Source organism: Streptomyces sp. NPDC004610, from assembly GCF_040609715.1.
GTDB lineage: Bacteria > Actinomycetota > Actinomycetes > Streptomycetales > Streptomycetaceae > Streptomyces.
Map to the genome: position 1 here is coordinate 178,290 of NZ_JBEXLA010000014.1, position 24,339 is coordinate 202,628.

22 protein-coding genes are annotated in these 24,339 nt (G+C 73.1%); 7 read left to right on the forward strand and 15 right to left on the reverse strand.

Annotation, left to right across the window (positions count from 1 at the left end):
• Positions 1-2 precede the first annotated feature (2 nt).
• From ABZX40_RS18260 to ABZX40_RS18270, 3 genes are all read right to left on the reverse strand, one after another.
• Positions 3-4,310: a DUF3367 domain-containing protein gene (locus ABZX40_RS18260; protein WP_355731846.1), complete on the reverse strand. Its 4,308-nt coding sequence runs from the start codon at positions 4,308-4,310 to the stop codon at positions 3-5.
• Positions 4,307-4,984: a class I SAM-dependent methyltransferase gene (locus ABZX40_RS18265; RefSeq protein ID WP_355731848.1), complete on the reverse strand. Its 678-nt coding sequence runs from the start codon at positions 4,982-4,984 to the stop codon at positions 4,307-4,309. Before ABZX40_RS18265 ends, ABZX40_RS18260 begins: the two co-directional genes overlap by 4 nt.
• A gap of 154 nt (positions 4,985-5,138) precedes the next feature.
• Positions 5,139-6,308 (reverse strand): glycosyltransferase family 4 protein, encoded by a 1,170-nt coding sequence (locus ABZX40_RS18270; RefSeq protein WP_355731850.1) that lies wholly within the window; start codon positions 6,306-6,308, stop codon positions 5,139-5,141.
• Positions 6,309-6,747: 439 nt separating this feature from the next.
• On the opposite strand from ABZX40_RS18270, the gene ABZX40_RS18275 reads away from it, so the two are divergent.
• From ABZX40_RS18275 to ABZX40_RS18285, 3 genes are all read left to right on the forward strand, one after another.
• A complete protein-coding gene (locus ABZX40_RS18275) occupies positions 6,748-6,900 on the forward strand; it encodes a DUF2613 family protein (protein ID WP_355731852.1) in 153 nt (50 codons plus the stop codon).
• Positions 6,901-6,903: 3 nt separating this feature from the next.
• Positions 6,904-8,139 (forward strand): helix-turn-helix domain-containing protein, encoded by a 1,236-nt coding sequence (locus ABZX40_RS18280; protein WP_355731854.1) that lies wholly within the window; start codon positions 6,904-6,906, stop codon positions 8,137-8,139.
• A 145-nt stretch (positions 8,140-8,284) separates the two neighbouring features.
• Positions 8,285-9,130 (forward strand): SMP-30/gluconolactonase/LRE family protein, encoded by an 846-nt coding sequence (locus ABZX40_RS18285; protein ID WP_355731856.1) that lies wholly within the window; start codon positions 8,285-8,287, stop codon positions 9,128-9,130.
• 7 nt (positions 9,131-9,137) lie between these two features.
• Here ABZX40_RS18285 and ABZX40_RS18290 read toward each other — a convergent pair whose 3' ends face one another.
• Genes ABZX40_RS18290 through ABZX40_RS18310 form a run of 5 tightly spaced genes read right to left on the reverse strand, consistent with a single transcriptional unit; the run spans position 9,138 to position 14,815 of the window.
• Positions 9,138-10,544, reverse strand: a complete 1,407-nt coding sequence (locus ABZX40_RS18290) for an FAD-dependent monooxygenase (protein ID WP_355732132.1) — start codon at positions 10,542-10,544, stop codon at positions 9,138-9,140.
• 43 nt (positions 10,545-10,587) lie between these two features.
• The gene (locus ABZX40_RS18295; RefSeq protein ID WP_355731858.1) at positions 10,588-11,781 is read right to left on the reverse strand and encodes an MAB_1171c family putative transporter; all 1,194 of its coding nucleotides are present in this window, start codon (positions 11,779-11,781) and stop codon (positions 10,588-10,590) included.
• Positions 11,778-12,989, reverse strand: coding sequence for an MAB_1171c family putative transporter (locus tag ABZX40_RS18300; protein ID WP_355731860.1), 1,212 nt, complete (start codon positions 12,987-12,989; stop codon positions 11,778-11,780). The genes ABZX40_RS18295 and ABZX40_RS18300 overlap by 4 nt, the downstream gene beginning before the upstream one ends.
• Positions 12,986-13,501: a toxin gene (locus ABZX40_RS18305; protein ID WP_355731862.1), complete on the reverse strand. Its 516-nt coding sequence runs from the start codon at positions 13,499-13,501 to the stop codon at positions 12,986-12,988. The genes ABZX40_RS18300 and ABZX40_RS18305 overlap by 4 nt, the downstream gene beginning before the upstream one ends.
• A gap of 54 nt (positions 13,502-13,555) precedes the next feature.
• Positions 13,556-14,815 (reverse strand): MAB_1171c family putative transporter, encoded by a 1,260-nt coding sequence (locus ABZX40_RS18310; protein ID WP_355731864.1) that lies wholly within the window; start codon positions 14,813-14,815, stop codon positions 13,556-13,558.
• An 815-nt stretch (positions 14,816-15,630) separates the two neighbouring features.
• Here ABZX40_RS18310 and ABZX40_RS18315 point away from each other — a divergent pair.
• Complete coding sequence (locus ABZX40_RS18315) at positions 15,631-16,089, forward strand: Rrf2 family transcriptional regulator (RefSeq protein ID WP_355731866.1); 459 nt, start codon at positions 15,631-15,633, stop codon at positions 16,087-16,089.
• Between the two features lie 76 nt (positions 16,090-16,165).
• Here ABZX40_RS18315 and ABZX40_RS18320 read toward each other — a convergent pair whose 3' ends face one another.
• Positions 16,166-17,566: an SMI1/KNR4 family protein gene (locus ABZX40_RS18320; protein ID WP_355731868.1), complete on the reverse strand. Its 1,401-nt coding sequence runs from the start codon at positions 17,564-17,566 to the stop codon at positions 16,166-16,168.
• A gap of 273 nt (positions 17,567-17,839) precedes the next feature.
• Here ABZX40_RS18320 and ABZX40_RS18325 point away from each other — a divergent pair, with 273 nt between their 5' ends.
• On the forward strand, positions 17,840-18,766 hold the full coding sequence (locus ABZX40_RS18325) for a sulfite exporter TauE/SafE family protein (protein ID WP_355731870.1): 927 nt from the start codon (positions 17,840-17,842) through the stop codon (positions 18,764-18,766).
• A gap of 30 nt (positions 18,767-18,796) precedes the next feature.
• Here ABZX40_RS18325 and ABZX40_RS18330 read toward each other — a convergent pair whose 3' ends face one another.
• From ABZX40_RS18330 to ABZX40_RS18350, 5 genes are all read right to left on the reverse strand, one after another.
• Positions 18,797-20,674: a glycerophosphodiester phosphodiesterase family protein gene (locus ABZX40_RS18330; RefSeq protein WP_355731872.1), complete on the reverse strand. Its 1,878-nt coding sequence runs from the start codon at positions 20,672-20,674 to the stop codon at positions 18,797-18,799.
• A 104-nt stretch (positions 20,675-20,778) separates the two neighbouring features.
• Positions 20,779-21,084: a DUF397 domain-containing protein gene (locus tag ABZX40_RS18335; protein ID WP_355731874.1), complete on the reverse strand. Its 306-nt coding sequence runs from the start codon at positions 21,082-21,084 to the stop codon at positions 20,779-20,781.
• 17 nt (positions 21,085-21,101) lie between these two features.
• Complete coding sequence (locus ABZX40_RS18340) at positions 21,102-21,344, reverse strand: DUF397 domain-containing protein (RefSeq protein ID WP_355731876.1); 243 nt, start codon at positions 21,342-21,344, stop codon at positions 21,102-21,104.
• Positions 21,345-21,430: 86 nt separating this feature from the next.
• Positions 21,431-21,613 (reverse strand): DUF397 domain-containing protein, encoded by a 183-nt coding sequence (locus ABZX40_RS18345; protein WP_355731878.1) that lies wholly within the window; start codon positions 21,611-21,613, stop codon positions 21,431-21,433.
• A complete protein-coding gene (locus ABZX40_RS18350; RefSeq protein ID WP_355732134.1) occupies positions 21,610-22,395 on the reverse strand; it encodes a helix-turn-helix transcriptional regulator in 786 nt (261 codons plus the stop codon). The genes ABZX40_RS18345 and ABZX40_RS18350 overlap by 4 nt, the downstream gene beginning before the upstream one ends.
• A 213-nt stretch (positions 22,396-22,608) precedes the next feature.
• Here ABZX40_RS18350 and ABZX40_RS18355 point away from each other — a divergent pair, with 213 nt between their 5' ends.
• Positions 22,609-23,157 (forward strand): ATP-binding protein, encoded by a 549-nt coding sequence (locus tag ABZX40_RS18355; RefSeq protein WP_355731880.1) that lies wholly within the window; start codon positions 22,609-22,611, stop codon positions 23,155-23,157.
• Entirely contained in the window at positions 23,096-23,533 is a 438-nt protein-coding gene (locus tag ABZX40_RS18360) for an ankyrin repeat domain-containing protein (RefSeq protein WP_355731882.1), read from the forward strand. Before ABZX40_RS18355 ends, ABZX40_RS18360 begins: the two co-directional genes overlap by 62 nt.
• On the opposite strand, the gene ABZX40_RS18365 is transcribed toward ABZX40_RS18360, so the two are convergent.
• Positions 23,501-24,310 carry an intradiol ring-cleavage dioxygenase gene (locus tag ABZX40_RS18365; RefSeq protein WP_355731884.1) on the reverse strand — a complete coding sequence of 270 codons (810 nt, stop codon included), beginning with the start codon at positions 24,308-24,310 and terminating at the stop codon, positions 23,501-23,503. The two genes, ABZX40_RS18360 and ABZX40_RS18365, sit on opposite strands and share 33 nt — an antisense overlap.
• Between the last annotated feature and the right edge of the window lie 29 nt (positions 24,311-24,339).

Below are 24,339 nucleotides of genomic sequence, written 5' to 3' on the forward strand. Positions count from 1 at the left end.
CGTCACGGACGGCCCTCCGCGCCCGGACCCGGAGCGGTCATCGGACCCGGAGTGCTCACCGGACCCGGAGCGGTCCCAGGACCCGTGGCCGGAGCGGTCCCAGGACCCGTGACCGGAGCGGACCCCGGAGGCGTCACCGGCAGCGGCGCTGTAGGAGCATCGTCCCCCGCACCCGCACCCGCCCCCGTCCGCGCCCGCCGCCGCCCCCGCCGCTCCCCCACGCTCACCAGCGCCGCGAACAGCCCGATCAGGGCGAGGAGCTGGGCCACCGGTCCGAACGCGCCGTCCGCGTCGCCCACCGGCCGTCCGGCGCCGGTCGCGGCCACGATCCCGGCCAGCGCGAGCGAGCCGAAGGCGATCGGCACCAGCAGGGCGTGCCGCCACCGGGCCAGCACCGCCAGCGCCGGGACCAGCAGCGCGAACCAGCCCGCGATGACCACGCCGACCAGCGTCAGCGCCACCGTGCCGAGCCAGGGGCCGGGCAGCGGCGGGACCGGCTGGGCCGCGTCCGGGTTGGGCTCGCGGCGCCGCCACAGCGCCAGCCCGATCAGCGCGGCCAGCCCCGCCCCGCTGCCGATCAGAGCGGCGTCGTAGGTGGTGGCCGGGCCGTAGGAGAGCTTCAGGGTGCCGCCCTCGCCGGCCGGGACCAGCCAGCCCTGCTGCCAGCCGTCGAGCCGGACCGGGGTCAGCTCCCGCCCGTTGAGGGTGGCGTTCCAGCCGTCGTTGAAGTTCTCGTACGTCGTCACATACGAGGCGTCGCCCGAACCGACGGTCAGTTCGCGCTGGTCGCCGAGCCAGTCCCGGACCTCCAGCGCGCGGTCGGTGGCGACCGGCGCGGCCACCGTGCCCCGGGTGAGGGTGACATCGGTGAGCAGCAGCGCGCCCGCGTCACCGGACTCCACCCGGTGCTCGCCCGCGGACAGTTCGAGCCGGTCCTCGTCGGTGCCGCAGAACGACAGCGCCAGCCGCCGCCGCTCGGTGAGGTCGGCGACCCGGCCCGAGACGGAGGTCTCGTACAGGGTGCCGGAGACGGCCACGTCGGGACCCGAACCGCAGGGCAGCTCGAAGGTGCGCTCGGGGCCGGGCTGCGGGGTGCGCAGCGCGTCCAGCGCCGGGATGTACGCCTCGGTCAGCCCGACCGGGAGCCGCAGATCCTCGTCCACCAGGGGGTTGTGGACGGTGATCGGGGCGGTCTCGGTGACGGTGATGTCGAGGCGGTCGGTGGTGATCGCGGGGAAGCGGACCCAGCCGTTCTCGTCCACGGCGGCGACCGTCGCGCCGTGCGGGGAGCTGATGCTGACCTCGGTGGGCCGGGTGGTGAGCCCGCCCGCCCCGGCCAGCACCAGTTCGTCGACGGCCTCCATGGCGCCCCACTCCAGCCGGACGGTCGGGTCGTCCCCGGCGATCCAGGCGGTGGTCAGATCGCCGTCGGTGAGATTGCGGGCGGACAGCCCGGTGCCGAGGCGGGCGGTGGACGCGGCGGTCGCGGTGATCCGGCGCGCCTGGTCGGGGGCGATCTCGTAGAGCAGCTTGTCGAGCTCCTCGCCCGGGACGGCGACCGCGCTCGCCTCGATGCCGTAGGTGCCCGGCGCGTCGGTGGTGAAGGAGCGGTGCAGGCCCGCCTCGGTGCCCGTCGGGGACATCCCGGCCGGGTCGGCGGTCCGGTGCAGCGAGATGACCTCATTGGCCGCCCCGTTGCCCTCCGCGTCCGCCGGGAGGTTCAGGATCCGGGTCACGGCGATGTCCGGCAGGGTGATCTCGGAGAAGCCCGCGCCCAGCAGTCCGGGCCTGCGCTCCACCGAGTCGAGGATCGTCAGCTTCATCCAGCCGGTCGCCCCCTCGGGCGCCTTCACCGACTGGACGGCCCCATTGGGCTGGAGATAGCTGGTCCGCTCGCCCCGCTCGGTCTCCACCCGCACCCGGGTCGGCGCCGAGCGCACACTCTCCTGCGGCAGCGGCGTCACCCGGAACGAGCCCGGCATGTCGTACTCCCCGGTGAACCCGATCCGCAGCCACTCGCCGTCCGGCGAGTCCGCCGCGCCCTCGGTCCACGCGGTGTCCGGGTTCCCGTCGAAGGCGTTCACCGGGTCGAACTGCGGCAGATGGAAGAACCAGCTCCCGTACGAGGACGCCGTCACCGACTCCGCCCCGCGCAGCTCGGCCACCGTCTGATGGTCGGTCCCGGTCAGCGGCAGGATCTGGTGCGGCGCGTCCCCGGCGTCCTGGAGCGCCTCGGGCGCGTTGCGCTCATCGCGGGTGTACGTGTACGAGGTGTGGGCGCTGACCAGGCCGAACCGGGTGTCCGCCCGCCGCATCCCGTCCCCGGTGAGCTGCAACGGCGGTGAGTCGAGCCCCGGATGACCGTCCCCGGTCAGCACACTCGCCCGGCCCCGCAGCTCGGCGGCCACCGGCAGCAGCGCCTCCGGCCCGCCCGACACCGTCGCGGTGTCCGCGGCCGGGGTGATGCCCGCCTGCCTGGGACGCGGCACCTCGGTGCCGGACGGCCGGTAGATCTCCACCGCCCGCTGCCGCCCGTACAGCCCCTCCACCTGGATCGGGGTGCCCTCGGCGATCCGCCCGGCGGTCACCACCGGCCCGTACCCGGCGACCCGCTCGTACCCGGACTGCTCCAGCGTCCGCTTCACGGTGGTGGTCGGCGTGTAGCCGACCTGATCGGGGTCGAGATCGTTGCGGACGACGACGTAGTGGACCCCGGCCCGGCTGAGGAAGTCGGCGAGGCCCGGCACCTCCACCCCGGTCTGGAGCGCCTGCTCCACCGCGTCCATCGCGCGCCGGTTGCCCGCCTGCCCGAACGGCACATAGTCGCGCTGGCCCCAGCGGGACTCGGCGACCACGTCCAGCGGCTGATCGACGGTCGAGCCCCAGGTGTAGACGCCGTGCGCGGTCGCCGGGACGACCAGCGCCCGCGCGTCCGGCGACAGCTTCTCCAGCTCCTTCGCCGTGGTCCGCCAGTACTCCGGGATCTCCTGGAACGACCCCGCGTTCAGGATCGACCCGTTGAGATACGGCCACACCAGCCCCGGCAGCACCAGCACCGCCGCGACCAGCGGCACGAACCGGCGCCCGCGCACCGCACGCGCCCCGCGCGGCTCGGCGGCCACCGCCACCAGATGCGCCAGACCCAGCGTCAGCGCCAGCGCCGGCCCCGTCTGGAACTTGTAGATGTTGCGGAACGGCGCCAGCCAGCCGTCCAGCCAGTCCTGCACGGTCCCGTGGAAGGGCGCCCCGAACGCGCCGCCGTACCCGGCGAGCAGCACCAGCGCGCACACCAGCACCGTCAGCACCAGCCAGCGCCGCTCCGGCAGATCCCGCCGCGCGAGCCCGGCGAGGCCCAGCCCGGCCGCCAGCGCCGAGCACACGATCACCAGCACCGCGGACACCACGGTCCACCCGGCTGGCAGCCACGCCTCACCGAAGTGCAGATACGCCACCCAGTTCCCGGCGCCGCGCAGCGCCTCGGTGGCCGCCATGGTGTCGGTCGTGGTCTGCGCGTTCTCGATGTACGGCAGGAAGTTCTCCCCGTACACCCCGAGCAGCAGCAGCGGGATCCACCACCAGGCCGTCGCCACGATCATGCCGGGCAGCCACCAGGCGATCAGCTTGCGCTGCCGGGGGCCCGGCGGCCGGGTCAGCAGATACAGCCCGACCGGCAGCAGCGAGGCCAGCGTCGAGGCCGCGTTCACCCCGCCCATGAACGGGATGACCAGCACCGACCGCAGCGCCGCGACCCGGGCGCTGTAGCGCTCGTCGGCCAGCGGCAGCAGCACCCACGGCAGAAACGCCCCGGGCAGCGCGGCGGCCGACGTCGACCCGATGACCACGGTGAACACCGGCCACAGCGCGTACGCCACCGCCCCGAGCAGCCGCGAGGTGCCGTTCCCGATCCCCAGCCGCTCGGCCAGCCTGAGCGCGCCCCAGAACGCCACGGCGACGATCAGCGACATCCACAGCCGCTCCGCCAGCCACACCGGCAGCTGCACGGCCCGCGCCAGCCCGTGGAACGGCAGCATCGGCCAGAGATAGCCGACGTACTGGTCCTGGATACCGCCGAACCCGGCCCGGTCATGCCACAACTGGCCCAGATCGGACAGGAACCGCACCGGGTCGACCGTCACCCCGAGCTTGGTGTCGAAGGTCTGCCGCCCCGGCTTCACCGCCAGGAACAGCACCAGTGCCACGGCCCAGAATCCGAGCAGCCAGCGCCGCGAGCGCGGGCCCTCGGGAGGGACCGCGTGGATCGCTGTGGTGGGCACGGCTGCCGGGGGAGGAGCCTGGACCGTGGTCGTCATGGTGGACACCGCCGGAGAATGAGAAGGAGATTCCAAGTGGCGAACTCACGGAGACCGGGGACCTTGACGATCCACTCCGTGAGGAAGGGCCAGTAGCGGGAGCGCGCCGCGACGACCGTGAGATCGTCCCGGGCGCGCACCTGCCGCAGGGTGGTACCGATGTGCACGGCGAACAGGTTCTCGCCGAGGGTGTGCTTGGCGGCTCTTCCGGTGCGCCGCCGGTACCGCGCGCGGGCCCGCTCGGCACCGAGGTAGTGCCAGGGCGCCCACTCGTGACCGCCCCAGGGGGACAGCCAGTTGGTGAACGACACATAGACGAGCCCGCCGGGCCGGGTCACCCGGGCCAGCTCGCTGAGAAACGTCTGCGGATCGGCGACATGCTCCAGCACGTTCGAGGTGAACGTGACATCCGCGACCCCGTCGCCGAGCGGCAGCAGATACCCATCGGCGACGACGGCCCCGGCCGGCGGCCGGTCCCCCAGCTCCCCGGCATCGGGCTCGAACAGAAACGCCTCCGCGCCCCGCCGCCGGAACTCCTCGGTGAAGTACCCGCTCCCCCCACCGACATCCACGACGACCTGCCCGTCGAGCCCCCCGTGATACCGCTCGACCTGATCCACGGCATCCCGAGCGAGCAACGAGTAACAGACCTCGGGCTCGACCTGCTCCCGCATGAACGCCCTGAAGAGGGCAACGGACCGGGAGAAGGAGGGATCCTTGAAACTGGCGTCGGCTGCAACATGCCTAAAGGGGCGCGGGTCCCTGACATTTGCGGCTCCGCCGCGTGGGCGCGACAAGCCACGACGCACCCGCACCCGGGCCCCACCGTCACCCCGCAGACGCATAGCCGCCCGTCCCCGCCCCGAACGCCTCACACGCCACAGCGCGAAACCGCCGAACAGTGCGTTCCCACCGAAACCCCGCCGCATGACCCAACGCCGTCTCCCCCATCGCCCCCCGCCGCGGAGCGGACAGCGCGAGAGAACACCACGCCGCCGCGAAAGAGGACTCCCCCCGCACCAGCACCCCCGTCTCCCCGTCCACGACGGAGTCACGAAGCCCCGGCACATCGAACGCGACCGTAGGCGTCCCCCGCGCCGCCGCCTCCGTCACCACCAGCCCCCACCCCTCCACCGCGGAGGGGTGCAGCAGCAGCCACGCCGCGCACAGCAGCCGGTGCTTCTCGGCCTCGGAGACATGCCCGGTGAAGGTGACATCCGGTCCGGCGAGCCGCTCCAGCCGCTCCCGTTCCGGCCCGTCGCCGACGATCAGCAGCCGCCCGCCGGTGACCGGGCGGACCCGCTCCCACAGCCGCAGCAGCAGATCGATCCGCTTGTACTCGACCAGCCGCCCGACGGCCACGAACAGCGGCTCCGGCGAGCGCCCGGTGACGGGGCCGGGTTCCTCGACGCCGTTGTGCACCACCCGGATCCGGTCCGGGGCCACCCCGAGCGCGCCCAGCGCCTGCGCGGTGGACGGGGAGACGGCGACCAGCAGACTCCGCTGCTGCCGCCGCCCGCTCAGCGCCCACTGCTCCAGCCGTCGGCCCAGCCGCGCGGCCGGGGCCAGGGGCCCGCCGAACCGCATGCCCCACAGTTCGCTGTGGACATGGTTGACCAGGCACATCGTCGGCCCGCGATGCCACAGCGGGGCCAGATAGGGCATGCCGTTGCACACCTCCACCAGCAGATCGGTCTCGCCGACCTGACGGGCGAAGACGGACCGGGCCCGCAGATAGTGGGCGTAGGCGCCGCCCGCCGACACGACCCGGTAGTCACGGAAGGCGGCGGGGCCGCCGCAGACCAGGGTCACCTGGTGGCCGAGGCGGGTCAGCCCGTCGGCCAGCCGGTCGACCAGCAGCTCGGAGCCGCCGGCGGCCGGATTGCCCAGGTCGCGATGGGCGAGGAAGGTGATGCGGCGCGGTACCGGCGGCAGCGCCGCGGGGTGCTGCGGCCGGGGGAGCGTGGCACGCAGCGAGGACGGCACGTGCTGGGGCATAGGAGCTCCAACTCGTCTCAGGGTGCGGAACTCGGTGGGGGAGACAGCGGGCGGCCGGAGGACACGGCCGGAAGTCGGGAACGGAAGACGGGACGGAAGACAGGGACGGAAGACAGGGACGGAAGACAGGGACGGGGGGACGCGATGGGAAAACGGAACGGAAGGCAGGGCCGGAGGACCGGGCCGGACGATTGCGGGACGCGCTTTCTGGGAGTGGCCTGTGGACGGATTGTGCGGGGGTGGGGTGGCACAGTTTTCGCTCACCCGATCCGTACGGCTACTCACCGGGATGACAATTTCGGGCCCTGAGGGAGCTGACGTCACGTCATTTCATGAGCGTCGGGAGGAACCGCCCCTTGACGGCACGTGCACACGCATCAACACTGACCCGACAGGCAGGGGTGGGACGACCTCATTCACCAGAGAGGCTGACCCTGCGATGTCCAGACTGACCGCCGCCGCACTCACCGTCGTGGCCGGAGCCGCGCTCGCCGTGGCCGCCGCGTTCGGCGTCGTCGCGCTGCTCGACGCCACGCCCGAGCAGCCGAACACCCCGCTGATCACCTATGAGCAGGCCGGTCAGGGGAGCTGAGCCGTGACCACCCACCCGGCCCCGGCCCTCTCCGCCCGCTCCGCCTGGCACGACGTGCCGCGCTTCCAGGTGCGCCGGTTCGCCTCGATCGCGCTGGCCGAGGCCCCCGGCCTGGCCGAGGAGATCATGCGGGAGATCCGCCGCGAGTACCCGCAGCTGCCCGTCGTCATGGACGAGAACGGCGAGCCCATGGCCCTGGTCGGCATCCGCCGGGCCATCGAGGTGTTCGTCCAGCACCTGGACCGCTCCGGTGGCCGCCCGACCGTACCGCCCGACGTCTTCCACGACTTCGGCCGCGGCGAGGGCTACGGCGGGCGCAGCCTGGACTCCCTCCAGGCCATCTACCGCATGGGCGTCCGCCTCGCCTGGCGCCGCTTCGCCGACATCGGCCAGCGCGTGGAGATCCCGCCCCCGGCGATGTACGAACTCGTCGACGCGGGCTACGAGTATCTGGACGGCCTGGTCGACCAGTCGGTACGCGGCTACGCCGAGGCCGCCGCCCGCCAGGCCGGGGAACGCCTGCGCCTTCAGCGGCGGCTCATGGAACTGCTCCTCGCCGAACGCCACCGGGGCGATCCCGCCGAGGCCCTCGGCGAGCGCGCCGCCCGGATCGGCTGGCCGCTGCCCCGCAAGGTCGCCGTCGGGGTGCTGCTGCGCCCGGCCCGCGAGGCGGTCGCCCCCGCCGTCCCGCAGGGCGTCCTGCTGGACATGGAGTACGAGCAGCCCCGCATGGTGGTGCCCGAGCCGACCGCCGCCGGCCGTTCCGAACTGCTGCAACGCGCGCTCGGCGGCTGGGCGGGCGCGATCGGACCGCCGGTGGCGCTGGCCGACGCGGCGAAGTCGCTGCGCTGGGCCGAGGCGGCGGTGAAGCTGATGGAACGGGGGCTGCTGCCGGCCGGGGAGATGCTGTTCTGCACCGAGCACACCGAGGCGCTGGTGCTGCTCCAGCCCGAGGAACTGATCGACGATCTCGCCGTGCGGTGTCTGGCACCGCTGGTGCACTGCGGGCCCACCCATGGGCGGCGGCTCGCGGAGACGCTGCTCGCGTGGCTGGAGACGCGGGGCGGGGCGCCGGAGGTGGCGGGGAAGCTGGGCGTGCATCCGCAGACGGTCCGGTATCGGTTGCGGCAGATTCGTGAGCTGTGGGGGGATGAGATCGACGATCCGGATCGTCGGTTCGAGTTGGAGCTGGTGCTTCGGGCTCAGCGGTTGCGCGGGCGGTTGGGGGAGGCGGGGTAGTCGGGCGGGTGCGGGTCGGTGGGGGCTGTTCGCGCAGTTCCTCCCCCAGAGGGGGTACCCCCAGCGCCCCTGAGGGTGTTGCGCCGCCGCCGTATGATCATCGGTGACCCGAGCCGCCCGGCCCGGTCATCGCCCCGGGGGACCCATGAGCACGCGCTACGACATCGCCGTCGCCTCCGAGGCCCTGCTCGGTGAGGGGGCCACCTGGGACGTGGACGCGGCACGGCTGATCTGGGTGGACATCCTCGGCTGCCGGGTGCACACCTACGACCCGGCGACCGGGCACCGCACCGTCCGCACCACCGGCCAGCACGTGGGCGCCGCCAAACCGCGCGCGGGCGGCGGACTGGTCCTCAGTCTCCGCGACGGCGTCGCCCTCCTCGACCCCGATGCCACCTTCACCTGGCTGCACCACGAACCCGTCCCGGGCCGCCGCGCCAACGACGCCGCCGTGGCCCCCGACGGCTCCCTGTGGGCGGGCACCATGTGCTACGACGAGACCCCGGGCGGCGCCACCCTCACCCGCCACACCCCCGACGGCACCGCCGAGGTCGTCCTCCCGGACGTCACGGTCGGCAACGGCATCGGCTGGAGCCCGGACGGCACGCTGCTGTACTACATCGACACCGCCACCCGCCGCGTCGATGTCTTCGACCACGAGGGGGCGGGGAGGCTGCGCGACAGGCGGACCCTCACCACCGTCGGCGACGGCCACCCGGACGGGCTGGCGGTCGATGCCGACGGCTGTGTCTGGGTGGCCCTCTGGGACGGCGGCGCGGTCCACCGCTACACGCCGGACGGGGTCCTGGACCGGGTTCTGGAACTCCCCGCGCCCCGCGTCACGTCCTGCGCCTTCGGCGGCCCTGGGCTGCGGGACCTCTACATCACCACCGCCCGTACCGGCCTAGCCCGCCCGACCCCGCTGTCCGGCTCGGTGCTGGTGGTGGAGGGGGCGGGACAGGGGCTGCCGCAGCCGGCGTTCGGCGGCTGAGCCGCCGTCAGGCGCCGACCCCGGTGCGGTCCAGTTCCCGCAGCACCGTGCGCTCCCGCGCGGTCAGCGGGGGGCCCGTCAGCGGGGGGAGGGGGGCGCCGAGGGCGGCGGCGAGGGCCGCGCCCGGGTGGAACAGCCGGTTCGGGCCCGCCGTCATGCTGGTGACCGCCATCAGGGCCGAGGCCGCCGGGTAGGAGCCGGTCGCGGCGGCGGTGAGCCGGCGCGAGTAGCGGGCGGCGACGCGGTCGGCGAGGGTGGGGCCGCCGCCGTCTGCGCCCGGGTACCAGACGTCCTGGCTGACGGCCATCGTCCAGGCCGAGTCGACCGTCCCGGCCACCCCCCGCTGCACCCTGCGGGCCAGCCCCGGTGCCGCCGGACCCCCCTGCCGCATCTCCTGGGCGAGCACCTGGGCGCCGAACGCGGCGACCGACATGCCCTGCCCGTACGCCGGGTTGAAGGTGGCGACCGCGTCGCCGAGCACCACGAACCCCTCCGGCCAGCGCCGGGCCCTCTCCAGCTGGCGCCGGACATTGCTGGTGCTGTGCCCGACCTGGATCGGGGTGAGCGGCTCGGCGCCCGAGATCAGCCGGCCGACGATCGGGTCGGGCAGCTCCAGGGTGTAGCGGAGGAAGCCCTCGGGGTCGGCGGGCGGTTCGCCGCCCCGGGTACCGGCCAGGCTCACCATCCAGCGGTCGCCCTCGATCGGCAGCACCATCGCACTGCGCCCGGGACGGCCCGCGTACGGGTCGGACTGCACCATCGTCAGCGGGAAGTCCCCGGCGCCGGGCGGGGTGCGGTAGATCCGGGTGGCGTTCACCAGACCGGCGTCCACGGTCCGCTCCGGGACACCGGAGATCCCGAACAGTTCCAGCCAGTGCAGCATCCGGGAGCCGCGTCCGCTCGCGTCGACCACGAAGTCCGCGGCGAGGTCGTCGCTCCCGCCGTCCGGCGTGGACAGCCGCACCCCGCGCACCCGGTCCGCGTCGCCGAGCAGGCCCTCCACCCGGGCGGTCCGGATCTCCACCGGGGCGGTGTCCAGGACGGCCTGGCGCACCGTCCAGTCCAGCAGCGCCCGGGTGCAGGTGATGATGTGCGGCCCGGAGTGCCGCCAGCGTCTGAGCCAGCCCTCCGGGGAGAGCACCACCATGCCTCTGCCCAGCGATATCTCATGGGCGCCCGCGGCCAGCAGATCCTTGCGCAGCCGCCCGCCGGGCACCAGTTCCTCCATCGCGGCGAGGCCCCCGGCCATCAGCAGATGGGCGTGGCGGCCCTGCGGCAGGCCCCGGCGGTGCTCCGGTCCCGGCGGCAGTTCGTCGCGCTCCAGGACCACCACCTCGTCCACCACGCCGGCCAGGGCCGCCGCGGCCAGCATGCCCGCCAGTCCGGCACCGATGACGACAGCTCTGCGCGACACGGGACGCGACACGGGACGCATGGGACTCCTCAAGGATCAGAAATCAGCCATGGTTGAGGCCATGGGAGGTCCTCACGGTACCCTCGCGCGCGAGCGCGGAGACCGGTGAGTACCGCATGGCGTGGGCGAGTTCGACCAGGCCGCTGCTGTCGGAGACCTCGGTGGCGTAGAGCCGGTACGTACTGGGCGGATCGAGCGGCTGCTCGCGGGCGGCGGCCCGGCGCGCGGCGTCGGTGACCATCGCCGCCTCGGCGGCCATCCGCGCCCCGTGCGGGGTGCGCCCGGTGCCGGTGGCGCTGTCCCGGGCGCGCTCGCGCACCAGGTCGTCGAAGTAGGGCGCGAGGGCCAGCAGGGCGTCATGGATGGCGACCTCGCGCCAGTGCAGCCGCTGGCGCGGCGACTGCCACCAGCCGCTCGGCGGCTTGGGCGCGGTGGACACGAACCCCACCCGCGACCACAGCGGACGCAGCCTGCGGTGGTCGCCCAGACAGCGCCAGTGGGCGCGCAGCGGCGGCAGCAGCCGGGGCAGGGTGTACCCGGCGGAGCTGATCAGCGCGGCCAGCGCCGCCATCGGCGGGGCGACCGCCGTCGACAGGAAGTCCAGGTCGGCGCCCGCCCAGCGGGCGGCGACCGCCGTGTACTTGGTCAGCTGGAAGCCCAGCAGATCCAGCACCGAACTCGCCACGATCAGCCGCAGCCCGGTGCGCAGCAGCCCGGTGACCTCCCGCTGCCACTTCCAGCACAGCACCGCCATCACCACCGTCGCCACCGTGTGCCCGGCCAGATAGAGCACGATCACCTCCCGCATGAACGGGGTGGTGGCGTAGTAGGTGTCGAGGTCGGCGAGGCGCTCGGTGCCGGTCTCGGCGAGCACGAACAGCACCACGATCGCCACGATCAGCGCCCCGTAGGCGGTGACACTGCGCCGGACCGTGCGCCGGACCCGCTCCCGGGGCCCGCCCCGCCAGTGGATCAGCAAAATCACCAGCGAGCAGGAGTACGCGGAGATCAGCCCGTAGGTCAGCGGCGCCCCGAAGTTGGGGACGCCGGTGATGTCGTTGACCACGGCCAGCGTCATCGGCGCCGAGCAGACGAACACCAGCGCGGCCAGCGCGATGGCCACCGACGTCGACACCGCCAGCGGGCCGCGCCGCCCGGTTCCCGCGCCCGGCCTGCGGTACAGCACCACGGCGGCCAGCGCCAGCAGCGCGGCGGCGACATACACCACGAGGCTCATCGACGACCGCCCCGGCCGCCGTGCGCCTGCCCGCTCCGGGCCCGGTCCGCCGCCCCGGGAGCACCGCCGCCGAGGCGGGCCGAGGCGACCAGCGGGGAGCCGGCCAGCGCCCGCGCGATGGGCAGCAGCGACGCCGGTGCGGGACCCTCGATGGGTGGCAGGGCCCCGGCCGGGGGCGGGTCCCCGAGGTGCTCGGCGCGGGCCGCCGCCGCTATCACGGCCGCCCACGCGGTCGCCTCGGCCCGCCGGGGATCGCCGCTCACCTCCAGCTCGGCGTCATGGACGCGGTCGTACAGCTCGCGGTCGAAGTAGGCGTCGAGATAGCCGAGCGCGTTGTGGATGCTGGTCTGGCGCCACATCAGCCGGGTGCCGGGTCCCGCCCAGCGGGGCCGGGCCAGCCGCAGCCGCCGCCGTCGGAGCACCCCGTCCAGCTCCCGCTCCAGCGGCGCGAGCCCCAGATACGTCCGCCAGGTGCCCAGCCAGCGGGCCAGCGCCGGACCGGCCAGCGGCACCAGCACACCGGCGCAGGTGGCGAGGGCGCCGAGCCCGGCCGCCGCCCGGGACACCTCGGTGTCCAGCGCCGACCAGTCGTAGCCGAACCAGCGGCCGGTCACCGCCGCCAGCTTGGCCACGCCGTACCCCGAGGAGCACAGGGTGCCCAGGCCCAGGATGACCAGTCCGGCGCGCAGCCAGCCGTGTACCTGCCGGGCCCAGCCCAGCGACGCCACGGTGGTGACGGCCGTCGCGAACAGATGCGCCACCAGGTACAGCACGATCATCGGCCCGATGAACGCCGTACGGGCGTAGTACGTGTCGAGGTCGGTGCGGCGCTCCACCGGGGCGTCGCCCAGCGCGAACAGCACCGCGATGCCGAGCGCCACCAGCGCGTACCCGACGACCCAGCGCCGGGAGACCCGGTGGGTGCGGGGCCCGCCCCGCCAGCACACCACCAGCACTTGCGAGGCCGCCCCGTACGCGGTGATGGTGGCGTACGTCATCGGCGCGGCGAGGTTGGGGATCCCGCTGAGGTCGTTGACGGTGCCGACCGTCGGGGGCGCCCCCAGCAGAAAGCTCAGGCCGCCCAGGAACAGCACCGCGCAGATCGCCCGCAGATAGGGGTCCTTGGGGTGGCGCAGCAGATCGGGCACCTTCACGGCGAGTCCGAGCCAGAGCAGGGCGCAGGACAGATAGTTGACCAGGCCGCTCATCTGCGGTTCCCGCGGTAGTTCAGGGCCGCCCCGATCCGTCCGGCGATCCCGCCGGGCCCGTCACCACCGCCGCCGGGGTCCGCTTCCCGTACCGCCTCCGTCTCGGTCTCCAGCAGGGTCCGCAGCCGCTGCCCCATCAGCATCCCGAACCGGTCGGCCTCCTGCTCGTCGGCCAGGGAGAAGTCGGTGCGCAGCGCGGCCGGGGCGTCACCGGACGCGGGGTGCGGCTCGCGGTGCATGTGCCACACCTCGTGGCAGAAGATCACGATCTGGTGCCAGACGGCGGCCCGCCGGTCGACCACGATGTCGTCGCGGGCGTCCCGGTTCAGCCACAGCCCGCTGGCGGTGTGCGGCGGGAACACCTCACGGTGCAGCACCACTTCCCGCCCCCGCCACCGGCCGACGGCGGCGACCAGAGCGGCGAACAGGGCCTCGGGGTCGTCCGGCACGGGGGCCGGCAGGGACGCGATGAGGGCGTCGGCGAGCCGGCGCATCTCCTTCTTGGTACGCACGTTTCTTCCCCGGGGTCGTCTGGTCGTTCGGCGTCGCGGTGGTGGTGGGGTCACTCATGGACGGGCACGCTCCGTACGGGAGGGGACGCGCACGCTCCGTACGGGGGCGGCGGTGCGCGAGCGTACCGCCGCGAGGAGGTCGGGGCGGCGCAGCGCCGTGGAGACGGCGGCGATCTCCTGGAGCAGCAGGGTGGTGTCCGGGTCGCCGTCACCGGGCGCGTCCGGCGCCGCACGGTGGCGGGCGACGGCGTCCTGCACGGCCAGCGCGCCGGCCGCGGCCCGCGCCCGCGCCGGGTCCAGGCCCAGACCGAGGGCGGCGTCGTGGGAGCGCCGCCACAGGTCCTCGTCGAGATGGGGGGCGAGGGGCAGCAGGGTGTCGCGGATGAAGGTCTCCCGGCGGATCAGCCGCAGCTCCGGCGACGAACGCCCGCTGACCGGCGCCCCCGAGCCGTGCGCCGAGCGCATCAGCAGATACAGCGGGCGCAGCCGGTGATGGGCCCGCCGCACCCGCCAGCGGCCGTGCAGATACTGGCCGGAGTGCGGCAGGATGAACCCGGCCGCGATCAGGATCGCCGACAGACAGGCCACCGGCGGGGCGACCTCGGTGCTCAGCCGGTCCAGATCGCCCCCGGCCCAGCGGGCGGCGACGGCGGTGAACTTGGCGGCGTCGAAGACCAGATTGAGCGCGTATCCGGCGCCCAGCGAGATCAGCCCCCAGCGCAGCCAGGCGTCCAGCCCCTCGGTCCGCACCCAGTCCCACACCAGCCGGGACGTGATGAGCACGGCGACACAGTGGGCGACCAGGTACAGCACGATCATCTGCCCCATGAACGGGGTGGTGGCGTAGTGGGTGTCCAGATCGTGCAGCCGTTCCTCGTCCGCGTCGGCGAGGGCGAACAGCACCCACAGGGCGGCGATCACCCCGGTGTACCCGCCGATCACCCACCGCCGCGCCCGGCGCGCGGCGCCGGACGGGCGCACGGTTCCCTCCCGCCAGGCGATGATCAGCAGCAGACAGGCCGCGCAGAACGCCATGAGCAGCGAATACACCCAGGGCGCGGCGATATTGGGCACGCCGGTGACCCGGTTGACCCAGGCGATGGTGGGGGGCGCGACGAACACGAACACCGCGCAGGCGAGCAGCAGCAGCCCGCCGACCGCCCGCAGCAGGGGTTCCTTCCACATCCGCACGATGGTCGGTGCCTTGATCGCCAGCGCGGCCAGCAGCACCAGCGTCGGAATCCAGCTGAAGGTGCCGTAGAACTCGCCGACGAAGGCTGCGGGATCCAGCGCGAGCGCGCCCGCGATGCTCATCGGACCCCCTTCTCACCGCCGTCCGGCAGCTTGTCCGAGGTTACGCGGCTGGAAGTGTCCGCGTCACGCGCCCGCTGCCCCCCGACCGGCCCATCGCCACCGGTACGGCCGGAAAACGCCGGTCCGCCGGAGCCCCCGCTCAGCGCTCGATCCTGACCCGCGCGGGCGGAAACGGAGCCGAGGAGTCCGTCCCGACGGCCCCGTGTCCCCCCGGCCGAACCGGTCCCGCGCACAAGCGAATTGAGAACCACCGGCGTCCCTGCCGAGGGCCCCCGCTCGCTCACCGACACCCCGCCCTCCCACCGCAGACAGTGGACCCGGCTCCGGTCCCGGAAGCCCCAACCGGAGATCCGGTCGGGGCCGTCGCCCGGTCGTCGGCGGTGAGCGCGGTGAGCGTCCCGACCGTGAACGGCGGGGTCACACCCCGCCGGTACGCCCCGTCGCCGTGCGGCAGGGTGACCCCGGGCTGCTTGCCGGGCGGCCCGCCGACACCGTACGCGTATCCCGTCACCCAGAAGTCGTCGTGCGCGACCGGCGGCGGATCGGAGACAACGGCCCGAATCCCACGCGGCGGATCGGAGACAACGGCCCGAATCCCACCCGGCGCGGGCAGCACGCTCCACCCGGCACCGGCCCGAGCGGCGACCTGAACGTCCCCCCCCCGCCGCGCCCTTCCTCCCCCAGGCCCAGGCGAGCGAGGGCCCGGCGGCGACATCGAGCAACCGGGCGGCGGCGCAGGAGGCGCCGGGCACGGCGGGGGACGGCTGATTCCGGCCAGTCGCTCGGCGGACCGCGCGGCACCCCACAATGGGCACATGAGGATCTCGGCAAGGGCGGACTACGCGGTGCGGGCGGTACTGGAGCTGGCCGTCAGGGCGGGCGGCGACCCGGTGAAGGCGGAGACGATCGCCGCCGTCCAGGACATCCCGCACAAGTTCCTGGAGGGCATCCTCGGCGATCTGCGGCGCGGCGGCATCGTGGAGAGCCGCCGGGGCGGGGGCGGCGGCTACCGCCTGGCCCGCGACGCGGCGAAGCTGACGGTGGCGGATGTGATCCGCACGGTCGACGGCCCCATCGTCTCGGTGCGCGGCGAACGCCCCACCACCCTCACCTACACCGGCTCCGCCGAACCCCTCCTCCCCCTCTGGATCGCCCTGCGCGCGAACGTCCGCAAGATCCTGGAGGGCGTCACGATCGCGGACATAGCGGGGGCGGACCTGCCGGTGGCGGTACGGGAGCTGGCGGCGGACCCGGCGTCCTGGGTGAACCCTTGAGCACGGGATGGCTGGTGGAGGGCTGGGGTGCGGGAGTGCCGGGTCCCCGACGGGTCGCCCGGCACGGGCGGGCGCGCTAGTCCCCCCGCGGGCCCTCTAGTCCCCCCACCCGCCCCTCCAACCGCTTCCGCACGATCCCCGGTCGCCCCCACAACCCCAGGATCTCGTTCGCCAGTTCCACGATCGCGAGGGGATCCTCGTCGCCCCGGGTCTCGACGGACGCGGCGAGCAGGGTGCGGGGGACCGCGTCCGCGCTCAGGAGGGTGCGCCAGTCCGCGGGGCTCAGTTCGAGGAATTCGAGGTGGGCGAGGGCGGCGATCTCCAACGGGTCCGCGAGGGTGCCGGGGTAGGCCGACAGGGAGCGCAGCCGGGGCAGCCCGAGGACCGGGGCCAGCGTCATGGGCGGCGCCTCCCAGCCGCCCAGGGAGAGAACCTCCAGGTCAGGATCGGCCGCCGCCTTCACCGAGGTGACGCCGTGGACATTGACGTAGGCCACCTCCGGGTGTTCCCGGCGGGGACCGGGGCGGCCCTTCGCGCGGCGGCCCTCCACCAGGTCCGTCAGCGAGTCCGCCAGCAACTCCGCGCCCAGGTACTCCTCGTGGCCGATCAGGATGATCTGGCCCAGGTGCCCGGCCGGGCCCGGCGTCAGATCCACCGCCAGACGGTCGCCGCCGCCGTTGTCGCCGAAGACCAGCCAGCCGGGGGAGCCGACCAGGCCCTGGACGGCGTCGCCGGGGCGGGTGACCGCCGCCTCCATCGCCGCGTGCGCCCAGGGGGCGGGCCGGGTCGAGGGTTCGGCCGCATAGAGCCCGGCGAGGGGGAGCAGCTCGCAGCCGACCGCCGTCGCCACCTCGTCGCCGGTGTCGTCCTCCCAGCGGGCCCTGGTCACCCGGTACAGAGCCCGGAGTTCGGGAGGCAGCGGCAGACCCAGGCGGGCTTCCGTCTCGGTCAGGGCCACCTCGGTCGCGGGGACGGCTTTCGGGAGGCGGGTGCGCAGGATGCGTTCCAGGGCCTCCGGGGACGCGGTGGGGGCGGGGGCCGCGCCGGGGCTCGGGGCGGGTCGCTGACGCCAGGGCAGGGGCAGCGCGTCCGGGACGAGGAGCAGTGTCCCGGGGTGCGGGGTGCCGATGCCCCCCTCCACCGCCGGGCTGCGGGCCAGCAGCCGGAGCACGGCCTCGCCGGTGGGGGAGATCCGCGTCGTGAACGAGATGTCGTCCACGCCCGCCTCGGCGAGCGCCGCCCGTACCCGCTCCACCGCCTCGTACTCGTCCCGGGTGTCCTCGATCCGGGCCGCGCGGCCCGGATCCGGGCGGGGGCGGCGGCTCGGCAGGCTCCAGTCGTCCCGCCCGATCCGGCCCGCCACCTGCCCGCCAGGGGCGGCCAGCCGCTCCGCGTTCGCCTCCCGCACCACCCGTAGCAGGGGCTCCCAGGTGGCGAAGTCATGAAGGGAACGGAGGGGCGCGGACGAGGCTGGCACGGGGGTCTCCGGAGGAACAGAGGCGAGGCGAGGAGGGGGGGAGCGGCTCCCGGCTCGCACCACCGTTCCCGGGAGCACCGTACCCGGGACCCGCTCGGCCGCCCCCTCACAGCCCTCCTGCCGCTCAGTCACAACCCTCGTGTCAGTCACCCACCCTCGTGTCGCTCAAAGCCCTCCCACAGAGACCCCGTCTACCGTCCGTCCCATCCCCGGCATTCCTACTCACCCGGTGGGAAAACCATGGTTGGGGGGACGAAGGAGGACCGCACACCCATGCGCACACTGATCCTGCTCGCCCTCGCGGGCTTCGGGGCCCAACTCGTGGACGGCAGCCTCGGTATGGCGTACGGGGTGACCTCGACCACCCTGCTGCTGGCTCTCGGCACCAACCCGGCCGCCGCCTCCGCCACCGTGCACCTCGCCGAGATCGGCACGACCCTGATGTCCGGGGCCTCGCACTGGCGGTTCGGGAACGTGGACTGGAAAGTCGTCGCCCGGATCGGTGTCCCCGGGGCCGTCGGCGCGTTCCTCGGCGCGACGGTCCTCTCCCGCCTCTCCACGGACATCGCCGCGCCCGTGATGTCCCTGATCCTGCTGGGCCTCGGCGCCTACGTCCTGACCCGGTTCACCCTGCGCGGCATCCCGCGCCGCCGGCTCGGCGCCCCGCTGCGCCGCCGCTTCCTCACCCCGCTGGGCCTGGTCGCCGGGTTCCTGGACGCGACCGGCGGGGGCGGCTGGGGCCCGGTCGGGACGCCCGCGCTGCTGGCGTCGGGCCGGATGGAGCCGCGCAAGGTCATCGGCTCGATCGACACCAGCGAGTTCCTGGTGGCGGTGGCTGCCAGCCTGGGCTTCCTCTTCTCCCTGGGCTCCCAGGGCATCGACTTCACCTGGGTCGCCGCGTTCCTCATCGGCGGGCTGCTGGCCGCGCCGCTCGCGGCCTGGCTGGTACGGCTGATGCCGCCGCGCATCCTGGGCTCGGCGGTCGGCGGCATCATCATCGTCACCAACGTCCGGACGCTGCTGAACAGCGACTGGCTGTCGGTGTCGGGCGGAACGGCCGCCCTCGTCTACGTCCTGGCCTACGCGCTGTGGGCCGCCGCGCTCACCTACTCGATCCGCGCGCATCTGCGGGAGCGGACCCTGACTGCCGACCCGGATCCGGACCCGGACCCGGTCGCGGAGGCGGGCGCCGCGCGCTGACGACGGCGACCGCTTCCGCGTACCCGTCGACTACTGGAGCAGCTTGGCGTCCGCCGCGATGAGCTTGGCCGCGTCCTTGGGGAGGCTGCCGGTGCGCCCGGCCAGCTCCGCGGTCTTGGCGAGGAGGGTGTACTTGCCCTTCGCCAGCTCGGAGAGGAGCAGGGCGACGGTGTTGTCCTTGCCCTTCGAGGTGAGGATCAGATGACCGAGGCCCGCCTGATCGGCCTTGACGGTGAAGGTGCTGGAGGCGGTGGCGGTCCCGGAGGCGCCGGTCGCCTTGACGGTCACGGTGTGCGTGCCCGCGCTCAGCGTCGTCAGGTCGAGGGTCTCACCTGCCTTGCGGGCGACTCCGTCCACGGTGATCTCGGTCGCGGTGGCGTGGTCGGCGTCGACGGCGAGGACCGGGCGCTGGGCGCGGTTCAGTACGGTGCCGTCGGCGGGGGAGGTGACGGCGACGGCGGTGGCCGGGGGCACCTGCTGGGCCTGGGCCTGGTTCCAGCCGGTCAGCTCGGTGGGCCGGTTGGTGATGATGGCGTCGACGCCGTACTTCTCGTACTGCTGCCACTTGGCGGAGGAGTCGATCGTCCACACCATGGTGGCGACCCCGGCGGCGTGCAGCTCCTTCACGACCTCCGGCCGGGCTTCCAGAGCCCCACCACTCGGGTTGTACGAGGTGAGTCCCAGCTCCTTGGCGACGGCGACGGGATCGGCGTCCAGGGCGCCGACGAGCAGACCGGTGGGCAGCTCGGGGGCGATCTCCCGCACCCACCGCAGATGGTCCTTGCTGAAGCTCTGCACGAAGACCCGCCCGGTCATCCGCTCGGCACGCACCACCTCGATGACCTTCGCGACCTGCTCCCTACTGTCCGCCCGCTTGACCTCAAGCAGCAGATTGCCGCCCCGGGTCCGCAGATCGGCGAGCTGCTGGGCCAGCGTCGGCACCCGCGCGCCGGTGAAGGTCGGCGCGAACCACGACCCCGCGTCCAGCGCGTCGAGCTGGGCGGCGGTGAGGGTGGTGATGTCACCGGTGCCGTCGGTGGTGCGGTCGACGGTGTAGTCGTGCATCAGGTAGGGGACGCCGTCCTTGCTGAGCTGGACGTCGTTCTCGATGAAGTCGGCGCCGCCGCGGCGGGCGATCTCCTGGGCCTGGAGGGTGTTCTCGGGGGCGGCGGAGGAGGCGCCGCGGTGCGCGATGACGGTCATCGGGGCGCCGTCGGCCCGAAGATACCCATTGTTGTCGAGCGCGGTCACCTTCACATCATCGAAGGACACCTTGGCCCCATTGACGACGAAGGCGAGACCGCCGTCGGTGGAGCGCTGGAGCTGGTTGGTGCGCATCAGCTGCTTGCCGTCGAGGAACCAGGCGGCCTGGTGGCCGTGCACCTCGATCCGGACCTTGACGTCCCGTCCGGTGGCGGCGGCCTGCGGCGCGGCGGCGGTGTTGGTGACATTCCAGGCGCCGGCCGGGTTGAGCTGGGCGAACTCCACACCGTTGGCGGCGGTGGAGCCACTGCGCAGGGTGGCGATCCACCACGGGGTGGCGCCGGACGCGGGCACGTCCAGCCCGAGGGCGAACCACCGGGTGGCCTCGTTCACGGACTCGAAGCGGGCGGTGGCCTCGAAGCGGTAGTTCTCCAGGTGGGAGCCGAAGGTGAGCTTCTTGGTCCCGGAGGCGGCGGTGCCGACCAGACGTCCGTCCTGCACCCGCCACTCACCGTCGATCGCCCGCCAGCCGGTGGGTATGGCCCCGGAGTCGAAGCCTTCGTTCACGACGACATCACCGGGCTCGACGGAGGAGTCCGCACTCGCGGAGGAGGCGAGCGGCAGCAGGAGCAGCGACCCGACAGCGGCGAGCGCGACACCGGCTCGGGTGGGTCTGGGCTTGTATCGGGGGTTTCGGAGGATCATGCCCGTGAAGGTAGGAGGGGAGATCGTCCGAGGGGCAACCGGAGGGTGGCCGGTTGGAGAACGCCCCGGTGGCCGGATGTCTCCGACGGCCGGGGCGCGCTGGGCTACCGCCCGAGGTGGGTGAGGAAGGCCGCCCAGGTGGTGGGGGTGAGGGCCAGTTGGGGGCCGGTGTGGCGGTTCTTGGAGTCGCGGACGTGGATGGTGTGCGGGCAGGTGGCGATCTCTACGCAGTCGTCGCCGTCACCGCCGCTGTGGCTGGACTTGCACCAGGAGGGCGCGACCTCGACGCAGTCGCCGTCGCCGCCGCTGCTGTAGCTCGACTTGTGCCAGGCGAGTGCGACTTCTACGCAGTCGTCACCTGATCCGCTGCTGTAGCTGGATTTGAACCAGGCGAGTTCGCTGGAGTTCATGGGCCTCCTCAGTTGCGTCAGCTGGTGAGGTGGGTGATGAAGGCTCCCCAGGTGCCGGGGGAGAGGGCCAACTGGGGGTCGGCCTGGCTCTTGGAGTCCCGTACGTGGATGGCGAATGGGCTGGTGGCGATTTCAACGCAGTCGCCGGAGGCGGTGCTGCTGTGGCTGGACTTGCGCCAGGACAGCGCGATCTCGACGCAGTTGTCGCCGGACGCGGTGCTGTAGCTGCTTCTGTACCAGGCGAGTTCGCTCGTGTTCATACGTCTCCTCGTCCTGTTCTCGACGAATCCGCCGTGCACGTCCGGTCCCGGGCGCCGATCGGTGCGGTACCCGGGGCCTATGGCGGTCAGTGGCCGACGTGGGTGATGAAACTGCCCCAGGTGTCAGGGGAGAGGGCCAGGTAGGGGCCGTCCTGGGTTTTGGAGTCCCGTACGTGGATGGCGTCTGGGCCGGTGGCGACCTCGATGCAGTCATCGCCGGAAGCGGTGCTGTAGCTCGACTTGAACCAGGCGAGTTCGGACGTGTTCATAGGGCTCCTCGCATCCGATGTAACAGGTTCACGGAGTCCTCAAGAGAGAGGGCCTGTGAACGCATCCTGGCATATCGCTGCTGGAGCACGCTCACGATCTTCCGGTCGGAGATCAACTGGCCGCTCTCCGGGGCTTCTGTGTAAGCAAACCACCGATTTGCAGGGGTTTCCAGGAGCCGCTTGGGGCCGTGGAGTCCCGAATGGGACTCCTTCGTCAGCGGCATGATCTGAACTTCGACGTTGCGTTGCCCTGCGATCTCCAGTACGTGGTCGATGAGTGCCCGCGTGACGTCGACGCCACCAGTGCGCCGCAGAAACAGGTGCTCTTCGAGGAGAAAGCTGAACGCCGTGTTCGGCCTCTCCCGCAACAGCAGTTGCCGCTTGGCGCGGGCCGCCAACTGCGCCTTCATCTGCTCGTCTGTCAGAGGGGGTAGTGCGTCGACACACAAGCGTCGGGCGTACGCCTCCGTCTGCAACAACCCCGGAATCAAGCGGCATTCGTAGGTGTACAGCGTGATCGCCTGACTCTCCATTCGAGCCCACTGACGAAACCACGCCGCCAGTCCTGGCTGCCGAGCCACGTGCTCCAGGGCCCTGCGCAACGCCCCCGTGTTACCCAGTGCGTCCTCTGCCCGCTCCACATACTCCGGGTCCGGCAACCGGCGGCCCAGCTCCACAGACGCCACCGTGTGCTTCGAGAACTGCACCAGCTCCGCGAACTCCTCCCTGCTCAGTCCCGCGTGTTCCCGCAATGCCTGGTGCACCGCGCCGAACGTCCGCATACTGTCCGAGGATTCCGGCTCACCGCCCGCCCCCGCCGTCGCCCCAACCCCATTGCTGTCGCTCACCGTTGGCCACCTTTCGCATGCGCCACCCCGACCACAGCATCGTTACGGGACGTGACCGGTACTGTCCAGAGCGTGAGCGCGTACGCTGCGGCAGCGTACGTGGCTTCTGGCTGGTTAAGTCGGGTTCGGCGCCGTCACATTGGGCCCATGCAAACCCCCCTCGCCCCCCAGCCCCCCGTCACCGTACGTGTGTTCGCCGAGCGGATCATCGCCACCCCCCGAGGCGCGCGCCTCGCCCGATTCCTCGCGCTCACCCGGCTCGACATCTGGGGGATCCCCCGCCGCTCCGACCTCTCCGAACGGATCGGGCTGATCGTCGCCGAACTCGCCGCCAACGCCGTCACCCACGGCCGCGTCCCCGGGCGGGACTTCGAGCTGCGGCTGTCCGTCGTGACCGGCAGCGTACGGATCGAGGTCACCGACACCCGCGGCGACGGCCGTCCGCCAGGACCCGGGCAGCTCCAGGCCCCGGACGCGCTGGACGAGTCCGGGCGCGGGCTGCTGCTCGTCGCCGAGATGGCCGACCGCTGGGAGGTACTGGACCGGCCACCCGGCAAGACCGTACGCGCCGAGGTCGACGTCCCCGGCTGGCTCCGTCTCTTCGGCCTGCCCGACCCGCGTAGGCTCGGCGGCCATGAACAGACGCCGTCGCAAGAAACTGTCGGCCCGGCTGGTCCGGGCGGCGATGCAGGGTGACCCCGCTACGGCCACCCGGCTGCTGCGCGCGGGAGCCGACCCGAACCACCCCGGCCCCGACGGCACCACCCCGCTCTACGCCGCCTCCGTCCAGGACGAACCCGCCGTCGTCCGCGCCCTGCTCGCCGCCGGCGCCCACCCCGACGCCGAGAGCGCAGCCCCCGGCGCCGAGGGCACCCCGCTGTGCGCGGCGGCCTGCTGGGGCCATACCGGCGTCGTCCGCGAGTTGCTCGCCCACGGCGCCGATCCCGGGCTCAGGGAGGACGCCGGAACCGGCCGCACCCCGCTGGAATGGGCGCTGGCCGGGCCGTATCCGGAGACCGCCGAGCTGCTCCGCGCGCCGTCAGTCCCCCCGCTGAACCCCGACCGTCAATGACCCCCGGTACCCCGACCCCAGCGGGGCCAGGGTCAGCAGGCCCGAGACCGCGCCGCCGCCGTCGTAGAACTGGTCGTCGTCCAGGGCCGTACGGCTGCCGTCGTTGTCCGCGTACGCGGGCCCGGTCGACACCTCCGCCGTGATGTCCTCGGGGAAGAACAACTGGCCCGTGTGGAGTTCCTGGCCGCCCTCGAAGGAGTCGTCGTCGGTCAGTTCCACCTCCGTGTGCACCTTGATGTGGATATGCACACAGCGATCCCCGTACCAGCCCGGAAAAACCGTCGTGAACTCCGCCGCGCCCTGCGCGTCCGTGCGCAGCCCGCCGCGCAGGAAGCGGCCGTTGTCGGGGCCGTCATGGCCGTTCGCGCCGACGAAGCCCGAGTACTCGCCCAGCGCGTCGCAGTGCCACAGCTCCACCATCGCGCCGGACAGCGGGACGCAGGAGTCCGCGTCCACCACCGTCAGGGCCACCCGCAGGGGCACACCCTCCCTGTCCTCACTGATGTCCGCCCGGACCAGCGCGCCTTCCAGGTGGTACGGGCCCTCCGTCATCTCCCGGGTGAGGGTGCAGACGACCGGGGTCGCCGAGGAGGAGGGGGTGGAGGAAGGGGTGGGCTGTGAGCTTGGCGGGGGTGTTTCCGCGGGTTGCGGGTCGGCGGTGCCGCCGCCGTCGTCCGTCGTGCAACCCGCCGCCACCAGCGCCACCGCCGCTGTCGTACCGGTCGCGATCAGTACCGTCCGGCGGGTGGGTGCGGGGCTTCCCGAAGTATGTGCCATGACCATAGGACCGTATAGGAACAAACTGT